Annotated in this window: 12 protein-coding genes; 11 read left to right on the top strand and 1 reads right to left on the bottom strand. The window is 59.1% G+C overall.

The window, feature by feature from the left end; all coding sequences use genetic code 11:
* Positions 1-6: 6 nt before the first annotated feature.
* Positions 7-372 (bottom strand): flagellar protein FlaG, encoded by a 366-nt coding sequence (locus B8115_RS16630; protein WP_010628965.1) that lies wholly within the window; start codon positions 370-372, stop codon positions 7-9.
* Between the two features lie 363 nt (positions 373-735).
* Here B8115_RS16630 and B8115_RS16625 point away from each other — a divergent pair, with 363 nt between their 5' ends.
* From B8115_RS16625 to B8115_RS16575, 11 genes are all read left to right on the top strand, one after another.
* On the top strand, positions 736-2418 hold the full coding sequence (locus B8115_RS16625; RefSeq protein WP_010628964.1) for a PAS domain-containing methyl-accepting chemotaxis protein: 1683 nt from the start codon (positions 736-738) through the stop codon (positions 2416-2418).
* Positions 2419-2560: 142 nt separating this feature from the next.
* Complete coding sequence (locus B8115_RS16620; RefSeq protein ID WP_010628963.1) at positions 2561-5083, top strand: EAL domain-containing protein; 2523 nt, start codon at positions 2561-2563, stop codon at positions 5081-5083.
* A 101-nt stretch (positions 5084-5184) separates the two neighbouring features.
* Positions 5185-6216 (top strand): OmpA family protein, encoded by a 1032-nt coding sequence (locus tag B8115_RS16615; RefSeq protein ID WP_010628962.1) that lies wholly within the window; start codon positions 5185-5187, stop codon positions 6214-6216.
* An 89-nt stretch (positions 6217-6305) separates the two neighbouring features.
* Complete coding sequence (fliD, locus tag B8115_RS16610) at positions 6306-7700, top strand: flagellar filament capping protein FliD (protein ID WP_010628961.1); 1395 nt, start codon at positions 6306-6308, stop codon at positions 7698-7700.
* Positions 7701-7946: 246 nt separating this feature from the next.
* On the top strand, positions 7947-8774 hold the full coding sequence (locus B8115_RS16605) for a flagellin (RefSeq protein WP_010628960.1): 828 nt from the start codon (positions 7947-7949) through the stop codon (positions 8772-8774).
* A 184-nt stretch (positions 8775-8958) separates the two neighbouring features.
* Entirely contained in the window at positions 8959-9654 is a 696-nt protein-coding gene (locus tag B8115_RS16600; RefSeq protein WP_010628959.1) for a hypothetical protein, read from the top strand.
* The gene (locus tag B8115_RS16595) at positions 9641-10189 is read left to right on the top strand and encodes a hypothetical protein (RefSeq protein WP_162137545.1); all 549 of its coding nucleotides are present in this window, start codon (positions 9641-9643) and stop codon (positions 10187-10189) included. The genes B8115_RS16600 and B8115_RS16595 overlap by 14 nt, the downstream gene beginning before the upstream one ends.
* Before the next feature lie 227 nt (positions 10190-10416).
* Positions 10417-12171 (top strand): flagellin, encoded by a 1755-nt coding sequence (locus B8115_RS16590; RefSeq protein WP_010628957.1) that lies wholly within the window; start codon positions 10417-10419, stop codon positions 12169-12171.
* A 146-nt stretch (positions 12172-12317) separates the two neighbouring features.
* Positions 12318-16067 carry a tetratricopeptide repeat protein gene (locus B8115_RS16585; RefSeq protein WP_010628956.1) on the top strand — a complete coding sequence of 1250 codons (3750 nt, stop codon included), beginning with the start codon at positions 12318-12320 and terminating at the stop codon, positions 16065-16067.
* A gap of 90 nt (positions 16068-16157) precedes the next feature.
* Complete coding sequence (locus tag B8115_RS16580) at positions 16158-16358, top strand: hypothetical protein (RefSeq protein WP_010628955.1); 201 nt, start codon at positions 16158-16160, stop codon at positions 16356-16358.
* 98 nt (positions 16359-16456) lie between these two features.
* Positions 16457-16861, top strand: coding sequence for a hypothetical protein (locus tag B8115_RS16575; RefSeq protein ID WP_010628954.1), 405 nt, complete (start codon positions 16457-16459; stop codon positions 16859-16861).
* Positions 16862-16877: the final 16 nt, after the last annotated feature.

The raw sequence follows: 16877 nt of genomic DNA, 5'->3' as shown, positions 1-16877 counted from the left end.
CAATGCCTAGGCTTGCAGGTTGATCAGGCTACCCTTGAATTCATCGAGGCGCTCTGCGATGGCCAGGACTTCTTCGGCCGGGATCTGGCGTAGCACGTCTCCCGACTCGCGGTCCACGATGCGTGTAATGACGCGCGTTGTGTCATTGAGTTCGAATTCCACGCCATACTGACGCAGCACCTCGTTGATGCGTTGGATCGGCTCCACCAGGTCGGCCTGGCTGGGCGACATTGCATGGCTCTCGGCCTGGGCCAGCATGGAGCCGGCACTGGGCAACGAAGCCAGAATGTTCTCCTTGCGCTGACGTGGCGTCAGGTCGTGCAGCGCTGAGCTGCTCAAAGCATTGGTGGCGTCGGTCAATGGCGAAGACATGGTGTTTTTCCTTTTATTTGATGCCCTGCTGATGCTGGGCTTCAGCATCTCCCCAAGGCTGCTTGAAGACAGCCCATCCCAAGTGGCATATCGGCCGAAAATGGACCGACTTTAGTCTTTTGCATGATTTTTTGTTCTTTTTTCGTGGTGTCTTGTCAGCTGTTGGGCAAGCTGTTGAAACGATTGATGTGAAACGCTGTTCATTTCCTGCTTGTCAATATCCCTTTGGTGTAACCCTGATCCAGGTCATGGCAACATTAGTCTTGTCTGTTTAGCCTCGAGAAGCCATGGAGGGCTAGGGGGCAGGGGTGTGTAAACAGCACCGCTGTTAAGACAGCACGACAATGCCATGGCAGAGAGACTATGCGCATCAACCAGCCAGTGACCGATCGAGAGTACGAGATACGCGACGACCAGAATCTCATTTCACGAACCGACAGCAAGGGTCGCATTACCTATGCATCGTCAACGTTCTGTGAGGTCAGTGGCTACTCCCGCGAGGAGCTGATCGGATCTCCCCACAACCTGATACGACACCCGGACATGCCGGAGGCTGCATTCGAGAATCTGTGGAAGACAATCGAGGCTGGCGAGGTCTGGTCGGGGCTGGTGAAGAACCGGCGTAAGAATGGAGATTTCTATTGGGTGCACGCCCATGTGGTGCCAATCGTCGAAAACGGCCAGTTGCAGGGCTATACCTCGGTGCGCGTCAAACCGGCCCACGGAGCCAGTGCAAAAGCTGAGGCGATTTATGCCCGGCTGCGCGAAGGGCGTATGAGGGGAGTCCGCCTCGATCGCGGGCGGCTCGTATCCACTCGCTCTCTGGAACGCATGGCGGACCTATTGCCGTCAGGACACGGTGGAGTATTGTTAGTCATGTCTCTGGTAGCCAGCGGTGTGATAGCTGCCAGCGATCTCATCGGTTGGCCCGGAAGGCTGGCCGGGGCCGTGGCGATTCTGACAGTGGCTTTTATGGGTAAGCGGCGCTTCGATGCTGCCGTTGGACGTGTCCGACATTTTGCCATGCAGGTAGCCGCAGGCAACTTGGCAGCGGCCTCACCACCCTTGCGCCGCGACGGCATGGGCGAGGTGATTGCGGCTCTGGGCATCATGCAACGCAGCCTGGTGAACATCGCCGGTAACATTCACAGTACGCTGGACGTGGTCGAGCGAGAAACGCTGGAGTTGGAGCGTGACAACCGCAGCTTGGCCGAACGTGCTCAGCAACAGTCCTCTTCGCTGCAGCAGACCGCCGCCAGTATGGAGGAGCTCACGACAACGGTTCGGCAGAATGCCGCGAACACTGACCAGGCGGAAGCCGAAGTGGGGCGAATGCACGAAGTCGTGGGACGTAGCGAAGATGAGGTTCAGCAGTTAGTCGAGAGCATGCGCCACATCACCGTCAGTGCCGACAAGATGACCGAGGCTATTGAGGCCATCGAGTCACTGGCTTTCCAGACCAATCTATTGGCGCTAAATGCCTCTGTTGAAGCCGCCCGGGCCGGGTCACACGGCCGAGGGTTTGCCGTGGTCGCACAGGAAGTCCGTCGGTTGGCGGAGAGCTCCACAGTATCGGCGGATCGCGTGCGTGAGTTGATTGACCGTACCCAGGATGACGTCAAGGTGGGAGAGGAACGCATTGCTCAGCTGGTCGCAAATAACCGGGATGTGATCAAAACGGTGGGTGGCATAGATCGGCTGATTCGAGAAATCGCCATCTCATCCCGGGAGCAGGCCATCGGTCTCGAGCAGATAAATCAAGCGGTAGTGGAAATGGACAACGCCACGCGTGAGAGTGCCGAACGGGTATCCAATTCCGCCGACCTGGGCGAGCTGCTGACCGAACAGGTAGGTTGGCTCACGGTGGCCATTTCGGGTCTACGCCGGGCTGGTGAAGGCAAGGAATGGGTCAGCCGCGAGCAGCACTTGCAGATTCGCGATGCTCGTAGGACCGCCCGCCTCGACGGGTGCTCGCACGAGGAAAACGAGCCGCCCGACCCGTATGAACGTTCAAGAGCCGAGTCTGTTCGTATCGTTTCTGTCTGAGGGGGCGCAATACCCAGGATTCGCTCCCCTTGGAGCGGCCTGTTGAAGCGTGAATCGGGATCGGCAATTGGCTAGTGCAAATTTCTGACAAATCGATAAAATATCGTGACAGATTGGCTACATATATAGCCAGTGAGGCGACATGAGCCAAGAGCTACCAATCGAGCGCATCATGCAGACCGGGATTCTCACCTGTGATCCCGAGATGCCGCTGTGGATGGCGGCCGAGCGCATGGCGGCGCGTCAATGCAGCTCCATCATCGTGCTCAAGGCGGGCCAGCCACTGGGCATTTGGACCGAGCACGATGCGCTGGCTGTCGATTTTGCCGACCCCGATGCCGTGCGCCAGCCGGTCTCGCAAGTCATGAGCCGGCCGGTAGCGAGCCTGCACCTCTCTACGCCAATGAGCGAAGCGGCGCTGCGCTTCAACGCCGAGCGGCGACGTCATTTCCTGGTGACTGATGACGCCGGCACGCCGGTCGGCATCCTGTCGCAAACGGATGTCGCCCTGAACCAGGGGCTCGAGCCTTACCTGCGACTGCGCGAGGTGCAGGCAGCGATGCGTCAACGCGCCCTGGTGCTCGAAGGGACGCAACTGCTGGCCCAGGCAGCGCGCTCGATGAGGTTATCCGAGTGTGATGCCGTTGTCGTGAAGTGCGTGAATGGTGAGCTGGGCATTCTCACCGAGCGCGATCTGGTGCGGTTCGTGGCGCGCCACCCAGGCAACACGCCCATCGACGGGTTAGCCAGCCGACCGCTGCTTACGGTTTATCAGGACGACACCTTGATTGCCGCCCGCGACCTGCTGATGGACCACCGAGTGCGCCATCTCGCGGTGCTCGACGAGAGTGAAGAAGTGGTGGGGCTGTTGGGCTTTCGCGACATGCTGGCCGGCGCTGAGCACCTCTACATGCAGGAGCTGCGTGCTGCCCTTGAGCAGCGTGACCGTGCGCTTGCTCAATCGCGCGAAAATCTGCAGCTTGCCGAGCGGGTCATCGAATCTTCGCTTGAAGGGATCATCATCACCGATCCCAACAATCGCATAGAGTTCGTCAATCGCGCTTTTACTTATATGACGGGCTATACCGCTGAAGAAGCGGTTGGTAAGACACCCGAAATTCTCTCTTCGGGGCGCCACGATGCAGCCTTCTACCGGCAAATGTGGGATTCGCTAAAGCGAAGCGGCTACTGGCGGGGTGAGATATGGAACCGTCGTAAGAGCGGCGAACTCTATCTCGAAATGCTGACCATCACGGCGATTACCGACGAAAGCGGGGCGGTGACCCATTACGCAGCACTATTCAGCGATATCACTCATATGCGCGAGAACGAAGAGCGCATACGCAGGCTGGCTTACTACGATGCGCTGACGGGCCTGCCCAACCGTCGCCTGCTGGAAGATCGCCTGGAACTGGCGATTCGGCACGCACACCGCAACCAGACCCGGCTGGCAGTGATCTTCGTCGATCTGGACCATTTCAAGGCGGTCAACGATGCACTAGGTCATGCCTTTGGCGATGAATTGCTGGTGATGATGTCCGAGCGGCTACAGATGCGCCTGCGTGAAGACGATACTCTAGCCCGCCTGGGAGGAGATGAATTCCTGGTGCTGTTACCCGATCTCGAAGAGGTCGATGAGGTGACCCGTATCGCACGTCGCCTGGTGGAGGCCGTGGGCGAGCCTTGCGTGATCGAGGGCCAGGAGTTTCGTATCGGCTGCAGCCTGGGTATCAGCCTCTACCCAGACGATGCGACCACCGCGGAAGCCCTGGTGCACAACGCCGACGTGGCGATGTACCGGGCCAAGGAGGAGGGCCGCAACGGTTATCGCCTCTATCGCAACGAGATGAACCTGCAGGACGACCGTCAGCGGGCACTGGAGAAAGCCCTGCAAGAGGCCTTCGTTACCGGCGAGGGGTTGCAGCTGCACTACCAGCCCATCTTCGAGCGAGAGAGTGGCAGGCTCTACGGAGCCGAGGCGTTGTTGCGCTGGCACCATGCACTGCTAGGCAGTGTGCCGCCTAACGACGTCATGACGCTGGTCGAGCGTGCAGGATTGTTGCCACAGCTGGACGAGTACATGCTGGAGCAGGTCTGTGCGCAGCTAGCCGCCTGGAATGCCGTTGGTGCCGGCCCGGTGCCCATCAGCATCAATCTCTCTTCACGCCAGTTCTGGCAGCCCGATCTGCCCGTGCGCATCGCCACCAAACTCAAGCGGCACAACCTGCAGCCAGGCCTGCTGGGCTTCGAGATCGCCGAACGTACCCTGCTCGACAAACCTCAGCAGGGCGCCGTCGTGCTCAAGCGCCTACGTCGTCTGGCGGGAGAAATCGCCATCAACGACTTCGGCACTGGCTACGCCGCGCTCGGTTATTTACACGATCTGCCCATCACCATGCTCAAGATAGACCGGCGCTTCGTGCAGCGATTGGATAGCGGCCAGAAAGGCAGTGCGGCTATCGTCGCTGCCGTGGCAGGGCTGGCCCGTGAAATGGAGCTGCGCCTGGCCGCCGTGGGGGTCGAAACCGAGGCGCAGCGCGACATTCTCGGGCGTCACGGGGTCGAGCTGATCCAGGGCTATCTCTTCGGGCGAGCGGTGCCGGCCGACCTCTTTGCCAGCCGCTACCTGGTATCACGCAGCGGATTGCCCGAAAGCACCAGTTGAAGCCCGAGGAAGCGCTTGCGAGTCGCGCTTTTCGCCGTTTCACCCGGTGCCTGCAGCCGTTACGCTAGCCTGTCAGTTTCCTTGGATGAACAACCGTTTCGATGAGCTCCCTGCAAGCCGGCAGTGGCGATCATCGTGGCCCCATGCGCCACGAATCGCTCATGCCCAGTCACCACGATCACGACCAGGACAGTGCCTGGATGATCGGCTATCTGGACATCATGACCCTGCTGGTAGCGCTGATGGTGCTGATTTTCACCCTATCCAGCATCAGTCGCTCCAACGCCGAGAGCGAATCGCTAGCGGCACGGGTGCCTTTCGCGATTCCCCTTCCCAGCGAATTGGTTCAAGCCTTGCCGCCTTCGGTCGAAATGGACGAGCTCCAGCCCGTTGGCGGAGGTCTTAGCCAGTCGGCCATTGCCGTGGCGCTGGGCGTAGCTGGCTTGCCACGTCGCCTTGAGCAGCCGACTCCTGCCGCTTTGCCTGCATTCATGGAGCCGCCAACGCCGCTGGCTCTGCTGGAGCAACAGGCACCGGCAATGGGCGCCCCGTTGCGGCTACCGTTACAACCGCTGCTGGCCAGCAACGACGTGCTGCCCAACTCCCGCGGCGATTTCATCCTGGTGCTGACCGACCGCCCTCCGAGCGGTATGCAGCAGATCGAGGAGCCCGCCATTGCGGCATCGCAGCTGCTGCAAGAGTCGTTTGATGAAGGCCTGCATGATGCACCCTACCTGCCCGATCTGGAGGGCGTCGAGGCGACCCGGGTTGCCGAAGGCATCAAGCTGCGCGTGGAGGACCGGCTGCTGTTTCCCACCGCTGCCGCCGAGCTAACCGAAGAGGGCGAGGCGCTGATTCAGCGCCTGGTCGAGGTGATTCAGCGCCACGACGGCGAAGTCGCCGTGGAGGGGCACACCGACAGCCGGCCAATCCAGACCAACGAGTTTCCCTCCAACTGGGTGCTCTCCAGTGCCCGTGCCATCGCTATCGTTCACGCCCTTGAGCGTTCCGGTGTCGAATCGCAGCGACTGCGGGCGGTAGGGCTGGCCGACACCCGTCCCTTGGGCAGCAATGAGACGGTGGAAGGTCGTGCCCAGAACCGTCGGGTGGAAGTGATCATTCACGCGCGCTGAGTTTTTTTTCACCTAAGGCTAAAGTTTTTTCGCTCACCGCCGAGGTAGAAGTAACAGGACGTCAATTCACCGACACAAGGCAGTTTTCCATGGCCAGCATTTCTTCCCTCGGTATCGGTTCCGGGCTCGATCTCAACGGTCTGCTCGACCAACTCAACGAAGCCGAGCGCGGCAAGCTCAAGCCCATCGAACGCCAGATCGAGACCCAGAAGGTCAAGATCTCCGCCTACGGCGAATTGAAGGGGGCGCTCTCCGGGTTCCAGGCCGCCGCCGACGCCCTCAACGACGCGTCTCTCTTCCAAAGTCTATCCACCTCCGTAGCGGGAACCTCCCTGGAAGCAGCGGCAGGACGTGATGCCGCCATTGGCCAGTACGCCATTGAGGTCGAACGGCTGGCCACTGCCGGAAGCCTGGCCTCTGGCCGGCTCGAAGTGGAGCTCGACCAGGCGCTGACCGACACCGATCAGACGCTTACCCTGCACTTCGGCAACGCTACCGGCGAGTCTCCTCAGTCGATCGATATCGATATCGCCGCGGGAAGCAGCCTCGAGGATATCCGCGACGCCATCAACGGCCATGACGGATCCGGAGTCACTGCCTCCATCGTCAACGATGGCGAAGGCTATCGGCTGGCGCTGATGAGCAGCGAGACCGGCGAATCGGCTTCGATTACCGACATGACCTTCAGTGACGGCTTCTTCGCCGATGGCATTGGCTTCAGCGGGGCCGAGGGCGCGGGTGCCATTACCCAAGTCGGTCAAGATGCCATGCTCAGCGTCAATGGCATTCCCATCGTCAGCGCTTCCAACCAGGTGGAGGGGGCGATCCAGGGCGTTACGCTGAGTTTGACGGAAGAAGGTAGCAGCACCCTCAAGGTCGAGCAGGACACCCGGGCGGTACGCGAGGCCGTCACCGGCTTCGTCGAGGCCTACAATGCGCTCAAGAGCACCATTGGTGAGCTCACGGCCTTCACTGGCGACACTGAAACCGCTGGCGACCTGCTGGGCGACAGCGCCGTGCGCAGTATAGAGGGTCGCCTGCGCAGTGTGCTGGCAGGTGGAATAGAGGCAGGAGAAGGCGGCTTCTCCATGCTCAGCGACATTGGTATCACCTTGAAGCTCGACGGCACGCTGGAGATCGACGAGCAGCGCCTGGACGAGGTGATCGTCAATGACCAGGATGCCCTCAGCGCCTTCTTCGCTGGCGACAGCAGCACGGGCGGCCTGGCCGGCCAACTGAGCGAGACCGTAACCCAGCTCGTTGGCAGCAATGGCGCCCTGGGTGGTGCCATCAGCGGAGCCGAGAGCCGTATCGAGAGCCTCAACGATCGTTACCTGAGCATGGAACAGAGCATCGAGGCCACTATTGCCCGCTACCGCACTCAGTTCGGTCAGCTCGACGGCCTGATCGCCCAGATGAACCAGACCAGCGACTATCTCTTCCAGCAGTTCGAAATGATGAATGCTCAGCTCGGACGTAACTGACAGCCAGCCCGGAAGTAACTGCCAGCCCGGGTCGAACGCTCAACCGCCCCACAGTGGGCGGTAGTTCTTTTCGGAAGCTGACTCGCAGCTCCTTTGCAAAGGCCCGGGATGAGGTGGAAATGCAGCTTAATATGAGCACTGACTGAGCTGTCGCCAACGAGATAGTGCTGCCGTGCTAAAGATTCCTTCCCAGCGGCCGATATACTCCGCAAAGGTGCATAGGAAGTGCCCGGTGGAGGACATTGCGTGGCCGTGATCAACACCAACATTCTGTCGATGATCGTGCAGAACAATCTGCGTGGCAGCCAGCAAGCCATGCAGACAGCCATGCAGCGGCTGTCGTCGGGCCTGCGCATCAACAGCGCCAAGGACGACCCGGCGGGGCAGGCCATTGCCAACCGCATGACCGCGCAGATTCGCGGGCTCAACCAGGCCGCACGCAATGCCAACGACGGTATCTCGCTGGTGCAAACCGCCGAAGGTGCGCTCGGGCAGGTGAATACCAACCTGCAGCGTATTCGGGAGCTGACCGTGCAGGCCGGTAACGGCACCCTGAGTCCCACCGATCTCGCCGCGATTCAGGCAGAGATCGACCAGCGCCTGGATGAGATAGACCGTATCGGGCTGCAAACCGGCTTCAACGGCGTTTCCGTCGTGGGCGAAAACCGCCGCGTGCACATTCAGGTGGGCGCCAACGACGGCGAGACCATCGCCATCGAGCTTCAGGCCATCAACCGGCATTCGCTGGGGCTGAATGGCTTTCGCGTGGTGGATGACGACACCGGCACGGCCACCGAATCACCGCTGGATGCCCTCGACGAAGCGCTCAAGCGCACCGACCGCCAGCGCAGCCAGCTCGGCGCGCTGTACAACCGCTTCGAAGCGGTGATCGACAACATTCAAACCACCGTGGTCAATCTCAGCGCCGCCCGCTCGCGCATCATGGATGCCGACTACGCCCAGGAAGTCTCCAACCTGGTGCGTGCGCAAATCCTGCAGCAGGCCGGCTTCGCCATCCTGGCCCAGGCCAATCGCCAGCCGGAGCTGGTGTTGGAGCTGCTGCGCCAGCGCTGAAGCCGCCTCGCTCCGAGCTTCGTCAACACGAAACGAAAATTTTTTTCCTTTCTCCCTAAAGTCCTGCCGGCAAGTGCCGTTAGATAGGATAACGGCTAGTCATGTCTATGCCGAATGAAGTTGGTTTTTGGCAGTGTTCCTAATGCCGCCAATAAAAATGACTATTAATTGATAAGGGTAGTCGATGAGCAAGTATCGTTCCAGCCGTGCCATTCTCGTATTGGAAGCGCCATGGGAACTGGATGAGGATGATGCCAACCGCAGCAGTGTGCTTCCCTTTATCGAAGGTGTAGCGAAACTGACTGGTGATACGGAAGTTCACTATGCCAATTTTTATGATAAAAAGAGTTTTAATAAGGCGCTGGATTGCTTGTGCAAGGGCGATTTTGAAAACCGTACGGTCTATATAGCGGCGCACGGGTTCAAGAACAAGGTTGCAGGAGTCCCGCTTATAGACTTGTTGGTGCAGGTGGGTGAGAAGTCAAAAAAACACCGTATAACAGGGGTGGTCTTGGGCTCGTGTTTCGTTGGCGAGCATACCGTAGCGATGGAGGTGTGTCTCGAAGAGTCGGGGCTGCGCTGGTGTGCCGGCTATACCCCGGCTGCCAACTGGCTCGATGCGACTCTGATCGACTGTGCACTGATTGCTCGGATGTCCGCAGTTGAGGAAAGCGTTTTCTATGACCGTGAACTCATAGCGAGCGAGCTGGCCGAATCGATTCGCCTCTTTGCCGACGACTACATTATCGGTATCGATTACGAAGATAATGACGTTCGCCTTTGTGACGCTCTGCGCTTTGTTGCACAGCCGTGTGGCCGAGGGCATCGTGCGCGCGACATTACCGAAATGGTATGGCGCTTTAAGAATGAAGAGATCTGATTGTGTGCATACTCGACTAGCAGCCTACCACGATGCCGTATACACCCAGGCAGAGCGGGAAGCGCAGTTTGGCATGTTCGAGCTGGTCACCCCGAGAGATCGGCGCGAGGACAACGATGCCCTTATCAATGCCGCTCAGACGACCCTGCATGCCCTGGGCTATCCCGCGACGATGCGGATCGCCGTTTCCCTGCTGCTGCTGGCGGAAGAAGTAATGCCGCTCGACGCCGAGCGGCTGCGTAAAGCATTTGGTGAAGAGATCGCTTGCTTGGTAGAAGCCAGCCGTGCCGTAGGCGAACCCGGCAATGCGAAAGATTGGCACGCCTCGCTGGAAAAGTTCGCCCAAGCCCCAGCCGATTGCCAGACCCTGCGTATGGCGCTTATCCATGCTGCCATCGAACGCGGCCCCGAACCCACGCCGCAGATGGACTTCTGGTATGCCGAAGCTTTGGCCCTGCCGGCCGCGCACCCTGGGCTTCGTGCGCAGGTCATAGCCAGGCTCGAAGCCGACATGGCGGCGTTGTACGCGCAATGAGTGGTGCTACGCCGCCAGGCCCAGGAGGCACGGTTTCGCTAACTGCCCGCAAGCCTCTCGAGGTTAAGAAAAATTTTTTCGCTCTCACCCTAAAGTCCTGCCGACAGGTGCCGTTAAACAGGGTAACGGCCAACGGCGCCGTTGAGGTAGGCCCGAGATGCTGGGCCAGGAAAACAAGGTTCAGTGGGCCCGCCAATGGAGCCCTCAACGAAAAGAAGGAATGACCCATGTCAGTCATCAATACCAACATCACATCTCTGATTGGCCAGTCCAATCTGCAGAAGAGCCAGAACGCTCTGCAGACTTCCATGGAGCGTCTCTCCTCCGGCCTGCGTATCAACAGCGCCAAGGACGACGCCGCCGGTCAGGCCATCGCCAACCGCATGACCGCTCAGATCACCGGTCTGAACCAGGCACAGCGTAACGCCAACGACGGTATCTCCGTCGCTCAGACTGCCGAAGGCGCACTGAACCAGATCAACGACAACCTGCAGCGCATTCGTGAGCTGACCGTTCAAGCCCAGAACGGCACCAACTCCGACAATGACCTGCAGTCCATCCAGGACGAAATCACCCAGCGTCTGGCTGAGATCGACCGTATCTCCTCCGAGACCAACTTCAACGGCGTCGATGTGCTGGCTCAGGACCGTGAGCTGCAAATTCAGGTCGGTGCCAACGACGGTGAAACCATCAGCGTCAACCTCAAGGAAATCACTTCCGCTACGCTGAACCTGGCTGATTTCGACGTGCGCCGGGTTGTCGAGGTCAACACGGGCGATCAGGTTCAGTCCATCGTTTCCGGTGATCTGCCTGCGGTAACACCGACCACTACGTTCGGCACTGCTGATGATGTCGATGTAGTAATCTCAGCTGGCGGCGTGGTTGCTCCGGATGGTGAAGATCTGGGTGCTATCGTTGGCGCTGCCACAGCTTCCGTTCAAGGCTTCCAAGTTTCTGATAGTGGTCAGCTTTATGCTCAGATCGAATATTCTGGTTTTGAAGCCGATGGCACAACTCCTGCTACCGAGACCCGCTTTGTAGCTATCAGTGCTTCCAACGTCAGTGCAGGCGGTACCGTTGATCTGTCTGGTGCGGCACTGACCACCACCACCATCGACAACGGTCAGCCAGCCACTGCAGGTCAGCTCACCTTCACCTTAGAAGGTCAGCCGGTCACTCTGTCCGAGAACTTCGACAATGCTCCGGCCGGCACCACTTCATTCGTTCAGGACGGCGATAACCTCTACATCCAGGTGGTCGATGGCGATGACACCCAGCTGTACGCCGTCTCGGCTAGCCAGATCTCCGCTGGCGGCACCGTGACCTTCGACTTTGATGGGGTTACAGCCGATTTCTCTGCGACCACAGTGAGTGTCGATGCTTCAGCGCTCGAAGGCACCCTGCGCGAAGTGCTTGACGAAGACGGTGTAGGCACCGGTACCTACGTTGACGATCGTGGCGAGGCAGGTCTGTTCCTCGCCGCCATCAGCGCCGGCGGTACTGCCACCGTGCAGGAAGCAACCTACACCGACGCTCAGGGCGCTCAGCAGAGCGTTGAGATTCGCTTCGGCGGTATCGATGGTCAGACCAAGTTTGCCACCATCCAGAACGAAGCCGGTGAAGACGTCAACTATGCCGTGACTGGCGCCGGCACCGATGCCGACCCCTACGTGGTCGACATGGATCAGCAGGTTGCCCTTGGCCAGACCGGCAACCCGCTGGCGGCTCTGGACGCAGCGCTGAACAAGGTGGACAGCCTGCGCTCCGAACTGGGTGCCGTGCAGAACCGCTTCGAGGACGCCATCAACAACCTGCAGACCAACAGCACCAACCTGCAGGCTGCTCGTTCGCGCATCGAAGATGCCGACTACGCAGTGGAAGTGGCCAACATGACCCGCGCGCAGATCCTGCAGCAGGCCGGCACTTCCGTACTGGCTCAGGCCAACCAGATCCCGCAGAACGTGCTGTCCCTGCTGGGTTAATTGCCAATCTGAGCGTCACACGCCAAGGGCTGCAACGGCCCTGGTAACGAACAGGCTCCCATTTGGGGGCCTGTTTTTCGTTTTGGCATTTGCGCTGCCGAGTAATCTAGTCTTGACCTTTTTTTATTAATCCCAAGGAGGCTTGCGTGGCCGTGCGCACATACTCGCAGCATCAGGCTGCCAAACCTTCAGGCAAGACGATCAAAACCATCATGGGTCTGCTCAACGCCGGTGATGCTGCTGAAGCAGGGGAACGCCTGGAGGCGTTGATCAAGCGCTATCCGCAGGATCCTCAAATCATCGGCTTGTATGCTCGAGCGCTGCAAAAGCAGGCGCATTTCGCTGAAGCAGCAGCGCTTTATCAGCGTGCTCGCCAGGCGCAGCCCAGTAATCCGGAAATTCTCATCAATCTGGCGCAGTGTCTGAGTAAGCAGGGCGACACCGCACAGGCGTTGGCTTTACTCGAGCAGGTGCTGGAAAAGGCGCCGGAGCATGTCGAGGCGCTGGCAATCAAGGGCGACGTATATCGAGACAGCCAGCAACTGGTCGCGGCGGTCGACTGCTATCATCGAGCACGGGCGCTGGATCCCAAAAACTGGAAATTGCACGTGGCATTGGCGCATCTCACCACCTTCGTGCCTGATGATGCCATCTTCGAGGTGCTGCCGGCCCGCCTTGACGCTGATGACCTGACGCCCAAGGAGCGAGCCGATCTGCACTTCGTGCTGGGCAAGGCCTACCTGGACGTGGCGGATGACGAGCAGGCATTCGCGCACTTCCAACAAGCCAACCGGTTGATGGATGAGACCCTGCCGCCGATTCGGGCCGAATTGGAGCGCCGCTTGAGCTTCACTCGGCGCTACTTCGGCAAGGCGCTGTTCGATGGGTTGGCGCCATGCAGTCTCCAAGATCGACCGCAGATCATCGTGGCCGGCCTGTCACGTTCCGGTAAGAGCCTGGTGGAATCGTTGTTTCGCGGGGTGGAAGGCGTCACCTTGGCTGGCGAGGAGCTGGTACTGGGGCAGTATGCCGAAGAGCTGCTGGAGCCCTACGAGAGACATCTCGGTGAGTATCTTTCCCAGCTGACGCCCGAGCGGCTTCGCCAGGATGCGGAGGGGTATCGCCAACGCCTGGGAGTCGAGGATACCGTCAAGATAACCACGGTGCCGGGCGACCTGTGGTTCCTCGGCCTGATAGGGCTGTGGATGCCCAATGTGCCGATCATCTTCTGTGTGCGTAATCTTCTCGATCTCGGCATTACGGGTTATTTTCATCAGTACCTCGTGCCGGAGGGCTACCGCTATACCTACGACTTGCACCAGATGGGCCGCCAAATTGCCTGTTCCGAGAAAGTCATGGATCACTGGACCCAGGTGTTGCCCAACCCGGTGTATCTCGTTGACTACGAGGCGCTGACCCGGGATCCACACACGGTTATGAACAATTTGCTGGGCGATCTCGGCCTGCGGCGTAGCGAATCTTATGAAGAACTCGTGGCTGCCAATGCTGACATGCTCAATGATATCAGCCCCATCGTTTCGCTGGACGCCCCGATGCCTGTCACGGATCGTTTCAACGGTATCGGTGAGCGATTCCGCGACAAGATCGAGCCGATGATTGAGGGGTACAAGACCATCGCCGATGCGTTTCCACGCCTGGAGCATCCTGCAGTGTTCGATCAGCCCCTACCGGAGAAACTGCGAGAAGAAGTGCAGCGGGAAGACAAGCCGAGCGAGTCGGTCAGCTTCGATTGGCAGCTTCCGGAGCGAGTCGTGGCCATCGACAACGGTGGGCAGTTACTGTCAGCCGCCAACGTCGACGCCCTCTTGGAGCTGAACGCATTCGAGGTGATCGCATTTGATCCACCAAGTCGGCTCGCATTGAGTGACGAGGTAAAGCAGAACCCTCATGTACAACACTTTGCCCATGCCACGTTGGGTGACGGGCAGCCGGCGACACTTCATGCCTGTCTCGAGCCGTCATTCTCTGCCAGTTTGCCACCGCTTGCTTCCTCGCAGTTACCCGAGGGGCAGCGACAGGGAGCGAGCGTACTCGCAAGACTGCCGCTGACCACTGTGGCGCTGGATGCCATCGAGGGGCTGAACACTGTCGATTGGCTGTTGCTGGATGATCGTCATGACGGTATGGCAGTGCTCGAGAACGGTACCCGGACATTGACCAACACGCTGTTACTGCAGGTGAGGGTCACCTTTCAGCCGACCCACGAGCGTCAGCCGAATCTCGCTGAAGTGAGCCACTGGGCGGCGCGGCACGGTTTTCGCTTCTATCGGCTGCTGGGTTTCGATTATGCACAGTGCATGCCGCCCCGGGCGGAGCTGCCTATTCAACCCGAGGCCACGGAGCTGCAGCGGGCTCACGCCCTCTTCATTCCTGACCATGAGCGCCTGGCAGCGCTGAGTGATACTCAGCGGCTCAAGTTGGCCTTCGTGCTCGATACTGTGTACCAGATTCATGACCTCAGCTATGACCTGCTGCATGCGATCGGTGGCGGAGTGGGTGAGAACTATCTCAAGGCCAAGGGCTTTTTCGACCGTGACAGGTTCGGGCTGCCCGCAAACGAGTTATTCGAATTCCGCAAATCTCTCCGGGGTGGCGACCTGGATGGCCTTGCGGGACAGCTGAACGACTGGGCCAAGCGGTTTCCTCAGAGCGCGCAGGTACGCAGTCTTCGCGGAGTGATGGCTTCGCTTGCGGGACTGGACGACATGGCTGTCGCCCATATCGATAAGGCCATCGAGCTGTCTCCTGACGATGTGACGATTCGTTTGGATGCCATTGAAGTGCTGCTCAATGCCGGCTTGTGGTGGGAGGCGGAGCAGAACGTCCGCCGGCTTGAAGCGAGATGTCCCAAGCATGAGGGGGTGATGCGTGCCGTGCTGCAGGTGATGGCTGCCAGCCCGTTGCAAAGTACTCCGCTTCTGACGGATGGCTTGGCCAGGTGCGAGGAGCTCTTGCAAGCCTGCAGCGAGCCCGATACGGAGCTATTGCGTGTGAGGGCCTCTCTCTTGGCCGGACTCGGCCGTGTTGAGGAATCGCTCGAGGACATCGACCGCGCTTTGACGTTGAGCGAAGAGCAAGCTGTCTTTGTACGGGCTTCACTCTATTTACAGCAGGGTATCGTTCGGATGGAGGCGGGCGACTCGGCCGGTGCCTGTGAAAGCTTCTGGAATGCTTCACGGCTCCGTCCGGCATCTCGGGCAACACAGCTGGCGAGTAAGCGCCTGGACGTAGAGTTGAGTCATGCCGCTGGCGCATTACGCAAGCTGGGCGACCTGCATCAGCACGTTCGCGAATTGAAAAGGGAGTACAAAAGCAGCTTCAAGCCCTCTCGATTCGGGTTGCTGAGCCAAGGGCTGGAATCAGTATGGTTGCCCGGTCAGCGCCAAACCGAGGCACGGCTTGGGGCTTACCGACTCGAGCGCTACCTGCCAGAGTCGGCACGTGCCCTGGATATCAGCTGTGGCGCGGGATTCTTGCTAATTGGTATGGCAGATAAAATAGGCCACGGGGAAGGAGTCGGCCAGAATACGTTCGACATCAAAGTTGGTGAGGCGGTGGCGGAGCACTTGGGTATTGAACACATCAAGTTATCCGAGATGGATTTTGTAGATTACCACCCAGCCAAACCCTTTGATTTGGTGATCGCAAGTGATGTCCAGCCAGATCTCTATGTGGAAAAACTCCAGACTCTATGTGCAAAGAGCGCTATCGTACTGCTCGAGAGTCAACCAGGGCGTGAATTGGTCAGCATTGAAGGTGGGTTTGGCGAGACGGTGGCGCTTATAGAGAATTTGGGCTTCTCCGTGCTGGAAAGGGGTGTGCTGTGCGATGACGGCATAAACCAGCGTTTGTTTAGCATCCTGGGAAAGTCATGAGATGATGCAGATAAAGCGACTGTTTTCTCGGGGTCCGGCGGCTCTATGCCCGCGCCCATGCGCTGCAAACCGCCTCGGGCGCTACTGCACATGAGTGAAGCAGACTACCAGCGCATTATCGATGCGCTGCAAGACCTCATCGACGAGACCCAGAGCACCCTCGAGCGCTTCGAGACCTCCGGCATGGACGAGAAGATGTTGGAGGACTACGAGAAGCTGCTGGAAATTCTCGATCAGGCCGTGAAGCAGCAGCGGGAGCATACTTTGGCGATGCTGCGCCTTGTCGGCTGATAGGCACATTCTTCCTAGGCTTCACGCTAATACGCTTTTTTCTAAAGTTAAATCTCCTTTGGTCGATAGGGTACATATGAGCCAAGGAGATTTGATGAATGAGAAGGAAGCATGCCGCGTGGGTATTTCCCCTGGCCCTCTTGCTGACCGGGTGTTCCGCTTCCGGGCCATCCGACGAGGCCATTCGTTCCTGCATCCTGGATGTGACGGACTACGAAGCGGTTGGTGTCGAGAAGAGCAACGTCGTCATGGGTATGGGCATCGGCAGCTCACTCATCGAGGCGATTGCCATCCACAACGTGATCAAGAATTCCGATGGCCGATGGCTGGTCCATTCCGTGCTGACGATTGGTGCTCGCGATAGCGACAGCACCGACTCTGACAATGTCGCCGTTGCGCAACTGCTTGGCTTAGAGATTAGAAATGGGTTCTTGCTGCAAGACGTGCCGGTAGATTACGTGTTTGCCGAAGGGCGCCATGGCTGGTCCTGCTTCGAAGTTTGATAGCGGTTACCGTGGC

It is taken from the genome of Halomonas sp. KM-1, from assembly GCF_000246875.1.
GTDB classification, from domain to species: Bacteria; Pseudomonadota; Gammaproteobacteria; order Pseudomonadales; family Halomonadaceae; genus Halomonas; species Halomonas aerodenitrificans.
Note: the sequence above shows the minus strand (reverse complement) of the source record. Positions and strands in the feature narration are given on the sequence as shown.